General features: G+C 44.1%; 11 protein-coding genes. 6 read left to right on the top strand and 5 right to left on the bottom strand.

Translation table 11 applies throughout. From position 1 onward, the window contains the following. The first annotated feature begins 115 nt into the window (after positions 1 to 115). Positions 116 to 547: a hypothetical protein gene (locus N518_RS0111790; RefSeq protein WP_005026148.1), complete on the top strand. Its 432-nt coding sequence runs from the start codon at positions 116 to 118 to the stop codon at positions 545 to 547. A 221-nt stretch (positions 548 to 768) separates the two neighbouring features. Here the strand turns inward: N518_RS0111790 and N518_RS16310 are convergent, their stop codons facing one another. From N518_RS16310 to N518_RS0111810, 4 genes are all read right to left on the bottom strand, one after another. After that, entirely contained in the window at positions 769 to 1,050 is a 282-nt protein-coding gene (locus N518_RS16310) for a GNAT family N-acetyltransferase (RefSeq protein ID WP_005026150.1), read from the bottom strand. A gap of 114 nt (positions 1,051 to 1,164) precedes the next feature. Further along, a complete protein-coding gene (locus N518_RS0111800) occupies positions 1,165 to 2,265 on the bottom strand; it encodes a YheT family hydrolase (RefSeq protein ID WP_005026151.1) in 1,101 nt (366 codons plus the stop codon). A 54-nt stretch (positions 2,266 to 2,319) separates the two neighbouring features. Continuing rightward, on the bottom strand, positions 2,320 to 2,733 hold the full coding sequence (locus N518_RS0111805) for a nuclear transport factor 2 family protein (protein ID WP_005026153.1): 414 nt from the start codon (positions 2,731 to 2,733) through the stop codon (positions 2,320 to 2,322). 84 nt (positions 2,734 to 2,817) lie between these two features. After that, the gene (locus N518_RS0111810) at positions 2,818 to 4,842 is read right to left on the bottom strand and encodes an NADPH-dependent 2,4-dienoyl-CoA reductase (RefSeq protein ID WP_026444301.1); all 2,025 of its coding nucleotides are present in this window, start codon (positions 4,840 to 4,842) and stop codon (positions 2,818 to 2,820) included. Positions 4,843 to 4,972: 130 nt separating this feature from the next. Between N518_RS0111810 and N518_RS0111815 the strand changes: the two genes are divergently transcribed. Further along, positions 4,973 to 5,506, top strand: coding sequence for a PadR family transcriptional regulator (locus N518_RS0111815; protein WP_005026163.1), 534 nt, complete (start codon positions 4,973 to 4,975; stop codon positions 5,504 to 5,506). 16 nt (positions 5,507 to 5,522) lie between these two features. Continuing rightward, the gene (locus tag N518_RS0111820) at positions 5,523 to 6,437 is read left to right on the top strand and encodes an alpha/beta fold hydrolase (RefSeq protein ID WP_026444302.1); all 915 of its coding nucleotides are present in this window, start codon (positions 5,523 to 5,525) and stop codon (positions 6,435 to 6,437) included. Between the two features lie 18 nt (positions 6,438 to 6,455). Here the strand turns inward: N518_RS0111820 and N518_RS0111825 are convergent, their stop codons facing one another. After that, positions 6,456 to 7,370: a LysR family transcriptional regulator gene (locus N518_RS0111825; protein ID WP_005026169.1), complete on the bottom strand. Its 915-nt coding sequence runs from the start codon at positions 7,368 to 7,370 to the stop codon at positions 6,456 to 6,458. Between the two features lie 109 nt (positions 7,371 to 7,479). On the opposite strand from N518_RS0111825, the gene N518_RS0111830 reads away from it, so the two are divergent. From N518_RS0111830 to N518_RS0111840, 3 genes are all read left to right on the top strand, one after another. Then, a complete protein-coding gene (locus N518_RS0111830) occupies positions 7,480 to 8,586 on the top strand; it encodes a muconate/chloromuconate family cycloisomerase (protein ID WP_005406456.1) in 1,107 nt (368 codons plus the stop codon). Between the two features lie 24 nt (positions 8,587 to 8,610). After that, positions 8,611 to 8,901, top strand: coding sequence for a muconolactone Delta-isomerase (gene catC, locus N518_RS0111835; RefSeq protein WP_005020051.1), 291 nt, complete (start codon positions 8,611 to 8,613; stop codon positions 8,899 to 8,901). A gap of 174 nt (positions 8,902 to 9,075) precedes the next feature. Next, positions 9,076 to 9,461: dioxygenase (locus tag N518_RS0111840; protein ID WP_026444303.1), on the top strand; the 386-nt coding region annotated here is incomplete at its 3' end.

Consider the following 9,461-nt stretch of genomic DNA (forward strand, 5'->3'; position numbering starts at 1 on the left):
ACTGGTTATTCTATCAGCATTTTCGATAAAAAATTAGGCGTAATGTGCATGATTTTTCTGACAGCTTTTACTGTTATAATAGCTTGGTCTCTTTTAAGTCCTGATTTATGCAATTATGAATAAGAAACTTTTGATTTGTGGTGCGATCGCAACAGGTTTGTTCCTCACCGCGTGTGTAAAAAAAGAAGCGCCAAAGGAAGAGGAGCAAGAACAGGTTGAAGTAGTTGAACAACAATCTGTAGCACCTGCACAAATTGAACCTCTAGAACCGGTTGAAGCTGAACCTGAAATTCCCGAGACAGTTGAAATTGTTCGTGAAGAAACGCCAAATACCACAACCGAAATTCGCCGCGAATATCGTGAACCTGCACCAGTTGAACCGAGACCCGAGCCTAAACCTGAGCCACAAAAGCCAGAGCCTAAGCCAGCTCCAGCACCAAAAGCAGACAGTACCGCCAGCCAGCAGAAATCCAGTTCAGATTCACAGAGCGAAGATGATGCTGTTGCAGCTGCTATTGCGGCTGCCTCACCTGCTCTTGAAAACTAAACAATCCGTTCTTCTGTTCAGTCAGAACAGTAAAAACCCGGTAAATATACCGGGTTTTTTATTAATGAAATGATGAGTTGAAGACTTTGATTTAAATAGATGGCTTTTTCACCCAAGCACTAGGATGCTGAGAAAAACCAATTTTGGGGTAGTAAGTAACAGCCTGTGGAGCTGCAAGTAAAGTCAATGTACATTCCGGTTGTAATTGCTGTTCTGTTATTTCAATGAGCTTTTTTTCCAATACCCTCTTTTTGAAATCTTACTGTCACTGCCAGATCAGCGAGATAACAGCAAAAATAAAAATCTGTAACCGATCTTGCTATACCTACTAATTCTTGTTTATACCATGCTGAGATGACCAGATTTGAATGCTGTAGCATGCCTGTGATCAGGTCTGCATTCTGGATGGGCCGTCTTGGACCTAATGAAGTTTTCTGTAAAAGGTCAATATACTGCTGCGTACTAACAGGTTCATTTATCAGGTAATGAATCGGTTCAGACATGATATTTTATCTCTTTTATGTTCCTATATTTTAAAGCCCCTTCTGTTTTATGGTTATGGAAGAGGCCAGCTATTTCAGGTTTTTATCATGTTATCTGTTTTAAGCAGACTATTCTTAGTTTACTGAAGCCAGTTTATGTTGTGCAATCAGATAGTCTGCCATTAAACGTGCCGCCCATGAACGTGTACGGATAATGCCTTCATAAAATCCGCAGTGGCTACCTTTACGGGTTGTAATCACCATAATATTTGGCATCTGCATAATCATTTCTTTATATGGCTCAAAATTATCAATATGGCAAACCGGATCATCTTCAGCATTTAAAATCATTAGAGGAATCTGGATATTGTCCATGACACAAACAGGATTGGTTGCCTGATTATAACTTTCAAAGTCTTTATAACCTGCCAGTTCAAAATAACAGCTCTGAAAGTCAGCCAGACTTTTAACAGCAAGTACTTTCGGCAATGACCCTGTATTTTTCCAGGCTTCCTGATAAGGATGAATAAATGATTTAAACAGTTTCTTTGTCATGGCCTTACTATAAAACGGGTGCACCTTCTGAAAACCAATTTCGGTATTATAGCCCGGACAAAAGGCGAAGGCGGCCTTAAATGGGGTATGATGACCTTCCTCTCCCAGATAGCGTACCAACAGGCCAGTTCCTGCAGAAGAGCCTACGCCATACAATACAGATTCAGGAAATTTGCTCTGTATATGAATGAGCTGTTCACGCAGGTCATCAGTTGAACCAAACAGACAGATTTTCGGTACAGTCATTGGCAATTTGGCATGGCCACGGCGCAAACATAGCGCAATACGCCAGCCTGTATAGTGATGTAAATCACGTACCAGCTCGCTCATACTTTGTGGTGAGCCGGTAATCGTATGCATTAATACAATAGTGGGTACATCAGCCGGAAGTTGTTCGCCATACCAGGCAATACCGGTAGTCCCACCATCCTGCATGGTTAATGGCTCAATTCTGTCATACTTGAGCTTAATACGTCTTTTTTTGAACAGGTCAAAATATAGCAAGTGTGCATGCTGGTTCGCTAACCACGGTGTTGGCCGATACTTTTCCTTAAGCTGTGGCAAGTGCTCCAGTACCTGCTGGACTTTACCATTCGGGTCAAAGTAGAGTTTAGGCTGTTCAGCGCCTGTAACCTGATCCAATAGTTCTCGTGTCAGGGCAGTCAGCTTTTTTACCATCATTTGATTTAACTCTCGGTATATTTCTAAAGTATGAAGAATGAATTTTAAGTAAGCTTAATGGGCGGGAGGCATAAATGCTGCCATGCGCTGTCCCATTTGTGCAGCTAACGCTTCGAGACCACTTTTTGGCCGGATCATGACTTCAAAATCAATAATTTTGCCCTGCTCATTAAAACGGATCATATCGATTCCTTTTAACTGTTTTTCTCCGACATGAGCAGAAAACTCTAACACTACATTGTGACTATCTTCTGTGTAGAATTCTCGGTGATAAGTAAATTCCTCAAATATTTCAATGACATTAGTTAATATAAAACGAACGACTGTTTTACCTTCATACGGGTTGAATGCAACAGGTGACCGAAAAATCACCTGTTCATCTAAAAGTTCGTCCAGAACAGTCATATCACGGCTGCAAAGCATTTGGTGCCAAGCCTGTATGGCTTGTTGAGTAGTGGTCAGGGTCATCAGTTTTATCTCTTTAACTATTTATTGTTTTAAAGTTGAAAGTGGACAGACAGCATTAACAGGCCGCCTGCCCTATATAAAAACCTAAATAATGGCTGCCAGTTCAGCGCCCTGACGGATGGCGCGTTTAGCATCTAGCTCACCCGCTTCTCTTGCGCCTCCTATTAGATGCACACGTTTTCCGTCAGCTTGCAGCTGTTCGAACATGGCAGTATAAGATTCCTGTCCGGCGCAGATTACAACGTTATCCACTTCCAGTAGCATGGGTTTGCTGTCCACCGTAATATGCAAACCCTGATCATCAATCTTTTCATAATTTACACCAGACATCATTTGCACATGTTTATGTTTTAGGCCAGTGCGATGTATCCAGCCCGTGGTTTTACCCAGATTTGCACCTACAGCCTTTTGCTTGCGCTGTAACAGGTAGACTTCACGCAGTGAAGGTTCAATTTTAGGCTGTTTCAAGCCTCCCGTATGATGATAGGTCGTATCGATCCCCCACTCATCATAAAATTTTTCAGGATTCAAGCTGGCACTTTCCCCTTCATGTGTAAGGTACTCTGCTGTATCAAAACCAATACCGCCTGCTCCGATAATTGCAACGCGCTTTCCAACAGGCAGGCGCTCTTTAAGCACTTCCAGATAGCTTAACGCTTTAGGATGATTCGCACCTTCAATTTCCAAGTGGCGTGGTGTTACACCTGTTGCAATCACAATATCATCAAAATTGGCCTGGCTTAGCTCTTCATAAGTCGCCAAATGATTCAAATGTAGCTGGATATTTGGCTGTAATTCAATCTGGCGCTGAAAGTAGCGAATAGTTTCATAAAACTCTTCCTTGCCCGGAATAGTCTTGGCAATATTGAATTGTCCACCAATCTGGTTACTGCTTTCAAAAATCTTGACCTGATGACCACGGCTGGCTGCATAAATTGCAAAACTTAAACCTGCCGGCCCTGCACCTATCACAGCAATCTGTTTCGGTGATCCAGATTCTTTAAAAATCAGTTCAGTTTCATGGCATGCGCGCGGATTAACCAGACAGGATGCAATTTTCATTGAGAAAATATGGTCAAGACATGCCTGATTACACGCAATACAGGTATTAATCTCGTCACTGCGGCCTTCACGGGCTTTTAAAACAAACTCGGCATCGGCCAGCATTGGACGTGCCATCGAAATCATATCTGCCTGTCCGGAAGACAGGACATATTCTGCCATTTCCGGGGTATTAATACGGTTAGATGTGATCAGTGGCAGCTTCACTTCACCTTTCAACTTTTCAGTCACCCAGGTAAATGCAGCACGTGGAACCTTAGTGGCGATAGTTGGAATACGTGCCTCATGCCAGCCGATACCAGTATTAATAATTGTCGCGCCAGCTTTTTCAATTTCTTTAGCCAGATAAACAACTTCGTCCAGTGTAGAACCGCCTTCTACCAGGTCCAGCATCGATAGACGGTAAATAATAATAAAATTCTCTCCGACTGCTTCACGGGTACGCTTGACGATTTCAATCGGAAAACGGATACGCTGCTCATAACTTCCGCCCCATTCATCATCACGATGGTTGGTGCGGGCAGCAATAAATTCATTGATCAGATAGCCTTCTGAGCCCATGATTTCCACACCGTCATAACCGGCATATTGTGCCATCTGTGCACAATTTACAAAGTCACTGACAGTTTGCCAGACTTCAGCCGAGCTTAATTCTTTGGGCTTACTCGGATTAATCGGGGCCTGAATCGCAGAAGGTGCAACCGGATCAGCCTGATAGGAATAACGTCCGGTATGTAAAATCTGCATGGCTATCTTACCGCCAGCATCATGAACAGCCTGAGTAATAATCTTGTGCTTTTCTGCTTCAGCAATAGAGTCAAGTTTAGAACCGCCAGCAAAGGTTACACCTGCATCATTAGGTGCAATACCGCCAGTCACAATCAGCCCTACCTCACCACGCGCACGTTCGGCATAAAATGCTGCCATCCGCTCGTATCCTTGTGGAGCTTCTTCTAGGCCCACGTGCATTGAACCCATCAATACACGGTTTTTTAATGTAGTAAACCCGAGGTCTAAAGGGGCAAGTAAGTGTGGATAGTACGACATTTTTTCTCCTTGGCTCGCTATCTTTGCTAGCTTATGCAACTTATTGCATAACTTATAATAGATATTCTTTTTTTATGCAACATGTTGCATAATGTCTGAAGCGTCATTTTTAAAGTTGCGGAATTCACCGATGTCTCTTGCCCATGTATTATTGACCAGTTTACTGGAAAGACCGAGTACCGGGTTTGAACTGGCACGCCGTTTTGACCGTTCTATGGGCTTTTTCTGGAATGCAACACACCAGCAGATTTACCGTGAACTAAGCGGTATGCTGAAAAAGGGCTGGATTTCTACAGTTGAAGAAGCACCCAGCCAAAGTAGAAAGAAAACCTATCAGGTTGAACAGGCAGGCCGTATTGAACTGGCCAAATGGATGATGGAACAAAGTCCGCCCGCCCAGTTACGGGAAGAGTTGATGGTACGTCTGCGTGCAGAAGCCCAGTTGGGTGGAAATATTGTACTACCCGAATTGCAGCGACATCTGGAATTACACCAGAATAATCTAAAACTCTACCAGAATATTTATGCGAAGGACTTTGCTGGAAGTGCGACCACTGACCGTACTTTATATATTCATAAAATGATTTTGCAGCTGGGTATTGATCTGGAAATTCACTGGATCAAATGGCTTGAAGAAGTTATTCCTGCATTGGAAAAGTTCTAGCACTGAGGAGTTAATCATGCCACTTTACCGCATGCCTGATGGAGAAAACCTGTATGTGCGCCGGATTGGTCGCGGTCAGCCTGTACTGGTATTATCTGGTCTTGGAATGCAAAGCTGGCAATGGTTACCTTTTATTGCACGCAGCCTGAACCACTTTGAGTTTATTATTCCAGACTGGCGCGGTTTTGGGAGTTCTCGAAACTGCGCCATTCCTCAATCCTTAGATGCAATTTCCAGTCACTGGCAGGATGTTTCCAGACTGATTAACCAGTTGCAGCTGGATAATTTTATTTTGATTGCCTATTCAATGGGCGCCACTACAGCGATGCATGGTATGCACTATGCAAACCTGGGCAACAAGTTAAAGGCCTATTTACATATTGACCAGACGCCAAAAATTCTGGCAGATGAGAACTGGAAATATGGCCTGCTGGGTGAAAAGCATACAGAATGTAAGCTGTTATTGCGCCAGCTGCTTGACACTCTCTCTGGGCAATCCGATATACACAGCACCAGTCAGCTGGAAACACATACACGTACTGAACTGCTTCAGCTTTGGTACAGGTTTGTATCTTTACAGGGGAATAGCAGATTTTCTTCCCTGCTGTTTCAGACCGCACTTAAAAAACCGAAACTGCAAAAATATCTGTTACCTCTTCAACGACTGGACTACCTGCGCTGGTATCTGGAAAGTTATTTGTACCATACTGAAGATTATCGCGAAGCACTATCACAACTTGAATGTCCAGTCACTTTTTTTATTGGGCAGAATTCCAGCCTATATGCAGCAGAAGGACAAACGATCATTGCTAAAAGCCTGAAAAATGCTCACCCCGTTTATTTTGAGCATTCGGGTCATACGCCGCTTTTAAGTGAACCGGTTAAATTCACTCATGAGCTGCGACAATTTTTATTGGCTCAGGTTCCTTAACCTGTTTGGTTTTTAGAATTAAAATAAGGCACGGTCATATTTGATCGCTTCCAGATCGTAAACCTGATAGATACAGTCGAAGAGTGACCGGATGTTTTCCGTTTCGTCCATATTTCGAATAGTCAGAAAAATCGGGCTTTTTGCTGCCTCATCCAGTAAAGGCACATAATTTAAATGTGGAAAACGGATGGTATTGGCACTCTCAGGAATAATACAAATGCCCTCACCCGCAGCAACCAGTCCTAAAGCTAGCTGAATTTCACGAACTTCCTTAATATTTCTAGGCTCCAGACCATGCTCAGAAAATAGCGTGGTGATCTGTGTAGAAAAATTAGGTTTAGCCGTGTTTGGATAGCAAAACAGGTCTTCATCAACAATATCTGCCAGATATATACCTTCAATATGCTGTGCAATCGGATGGCTTGAATGTGCAGCCACCATTAAACGTTCTTCACGCAGTAAAATCCGGTGAACCGCCGGATCACTGATTCTCAGCCGTCCAAAGCCGACATCAATCCGGCCTTCTTTTAGTGCCTGAATCTGGTCTCTGGTGCTCATCTCTACCAGTTGAATATTTAAATGGGGATGCTGCTGACGATATAAATAAATAATTCGCGGTAATAAACCGAATAAAAGTGAGCCTACAAACCCCATGGTAATACTGCGCTCAACCAGACCTATACGCTTGGTCATGGATTTAACTTCTTCAGCATTCGACAAAAGTTTAACGGCATGCTGATAAAAAAATTGACCGGCTGGGGTAGTCTGTAATGGCCGGCTGCCCCGTTCAAATAACTGGATACCCAGTTCACTTTCAAGGTTTTGTATTTGCCGGCTCAGTGGAGGCTGGGCAATAAATAGTTTTTCTGCAGCCTTGGTAAAACTCTGTTCTTCTACCACTGCCACAAAATAGCGTAAATGTCTCAGTTCCATGAGTCTTCCATACCTTTAAGATATATTAAAATGCAAATTCAGTCTTAGACACATTTTAATCATTCTTTTAAGGTATGCACAAGAGATAAGTCAGCATAGATTTTCAATAATGTATAAATCTGTAGAAACATTACTCGTCGATATTCCGACCATACGTCCACATAAACTTTCTGTGGCAACCATGCAGACTCAGACCCTGGTTCTGGTGAAAATTACTGCAACAGATGGAACTGTAGGTTGGGGTGAAGCCACTACTATTGGTGGACTCAGCTATGGTGAAGAAAGCCCAGAAAGTGTTAAAGCCAACATTGACACTTACTTCGCGCCTCTGCTCTCCTCCGTTCAGAACCAGAATATTGCACAGATCTCAAAACTGATCCGCAAGACCATTAATGGTAACCGTTTTGCCAAATGTGCAATTCAGACTGCACTGCTGGACATACAGGCCAAACGTCTGGGCCTACCATTAAGTGAAATTCTGGGCGGTCGTTTACGTGACCGTTTGCCAGTACTCTGGACACTGGCTTCTGGTGATACAGATAAAGATATTGCCGAAGCTAAAAAAATGATTGAGCTGAAGCGCCATAATACTTTCAAACTGAAAATTGGCGCACGTCCATTACAGGAAGATGTTGACCACGTTATTGCCATCAAGAAAGCTCTGGGGCCTGAGGTCAGTATTCGTGTAGATATCAACCGTGCCTGGACAGAACTGGAATGTATTCGCGGAATCCAGCAGCTACAGGATGGTGGAATTGACCTGATTGAACAGCCTTGCGCCATCCAGAATACCGATGCTCTTGCCCGTCTGACCCAGCGTTTCGAAGTAGCAATTATGGCTGATGAAGCCTTAACCGGGCCGGACAGTGCTTTCCGTATTGCACAAAAGCATGGCGCCGATGTATTCGCAGTCAAAGTCGAACAGTCTGGTGGACTAATTGAAGCTTGTGACGTGGCCAAGATTGCCTGTCTTGCAGGAATCGACCTGTACGGTGGCACTATGCTTGAAGGCCCCGTTGGTACCATTGCCTCTGCTCATGCCTTTTCTACCTTTGAAAATTTGGCATTCGGCACAGAACTCTTTGGCCCACTTCTTCTGACCCAGGAAATTTTAACAACACCACTGCAATACGAGAACTTTGAACTGGTTGTGCCCAATGCACCAGGTCTAGGAATTGAAGTGGATGAAAACAAGATTGAACAATTACGTCGTTAAGGCAAGCGGATAAGGAGTTTTAACATGTTATTTCATGTGCGTATGGATGTGCATATTCCACTAGATATGCCAAGCGAGAAAGCGAACGAAATTAAGGCTGTTGAAAAAGCTTACTCCCAAGAGCTGCAACGCCAGGGTAAGTGGCGTCATATCTGGCGTATTACCGGCCAGTATTCCAACATCAGTATTTTCGATGTGGAAAACAATGAAGAACTGCACAACATTTTGCAGGGTCTACCGCTTTACCCTTATATGAATATTGAGATCATGGCTCTGAATCGCCATCCGTCTTCTGTACGTGAAAACGATTCATAAAGTTGATGCAGTAAAAAAGATGCAGTTCTACAGTTGCATCCGTACTTTCCTTTAAACGAAGGATAATAACAACAGACGGAACGAGGCCAGCGAGTGATGGCCAGCACATCAGGGAACCTTTCTCGCTTGTCGCCAGCCCCGTTAGCGTCTTATACATACTTAAGGAGTGATAGTATGAACCGTCAACAAATTGATGCGCTCGTAAAACAAATGAATGTCGATACCGCTAAAGGCCCGGTCGATGAGCGCATTCAGCAGATCATCGTCCGCCTGCTCGGGGATCTGTTCCAGGCCATCGAAGACCTCGACATCCAGCCCTCTGAAGTCTGGAAAGGCCTCGAATACCTGACTGATGCAGGTCAGGCCAATGAACTCGGCCTGCTCGCTGCCGGGCTCGGTCTTGAACACTACCTCGACCTGCGTGCCGATGAGGCAGATGCCAAGGCCGGTATCACTGGCGGCACTCCCCGTACCATCGAAGGCCCGCTCTATGTGGCCGGTGCCCCTGAGTCTGTCGGCTTTGCCCGTATGGATGACGGCTCCGAGTCCGACAAGGTCGA

The organism is Acinetobacter sp. UNC436CL71CviS28, assembly GCF_000620525.1.
In the GTDB taxonomy this organism is placed as follows: Bacteria; Pseudomonadota; Gammaproteobacteria; order Pseudomonadales; family Moraxellaceae; genus Acinetobacter; species Acinetobacter radioresistens.

What these genes read in the sequence shown, in the direction of transcription:
- N518_RS0111790 (WP_005026148.1), top strand. Translation starts at nt 116, where the DNA reads ATGAATAAGAAACTTTTGATTTGTGGTGCGATCGCAACAGGTTTGTTC.
- N518_RS16310 (WP_005026150.1), bottom strand. Translation starts at nt 1,050, where the DNA reads ATGTCTGAACCGATTCATTACCTGATAAATGAACCTGTTAGTACGCAG.
- N518_RS0111800 (WP_005026151.1), bottom strand. Translation starts at nt 2,265, where the DNA reads ATGATGGTAAAAAAGCTGACTGCCCTGACACGAGAACTATTGGATCAG.
- N518_RS0111805 (WP_005026153.1), bottom strand. Translation starts at nt 2,733, where the DNA reads ATGACCCTGACCACTACTCAACAAGCCATACAGGCTTGGCACCAAATG.
- N518_RS0111810 (WP_026444301.1), bottom strand. Translation starts at nt 4,842, where the DNA reads ATGTCGTACTATCCACACTTACTTGCCCCTTTAGACCTCGGGTTTACT.
- N518_RS0111815 (WP_005026163.1), top strand. Translation starts at nt 4,973, where the DNA reads ATGTCTCTTGCCCATGTATTATTGACCAGTTTACTGGAAAGACCGAGT.
- N518_RS0111820 (WP_026444302.1), top strand. Translation starts at nt 5,523, where the DNA reads ATGCCACTTTACCGCATGCCTGATGGAGAAAACCTGTATGTGCGCCGG.
- N518_RS0111825 (WP_005026169.1), bottom strand. Translation starts at nt 7,370, where the DNA reads ATGGAACTGAGACATTTACGCTATTTTGTGGCAGTGGTAGAAGAACAG.
- N518_RS0111830 (WP_005406456.1), top strand. Translation starts at nt 7,480, where the DNA reads ATGTATAAATCTGTAGAAACATTACTCGTCGATATTCCGACCATACGT.
- catC (WP_005020051.1), top strand. Translation starts at nt 8,611, where the DNA reads ATGTTATTTCATGTGCGTATGGATGTGCATATTCCACTAGATATGCCA.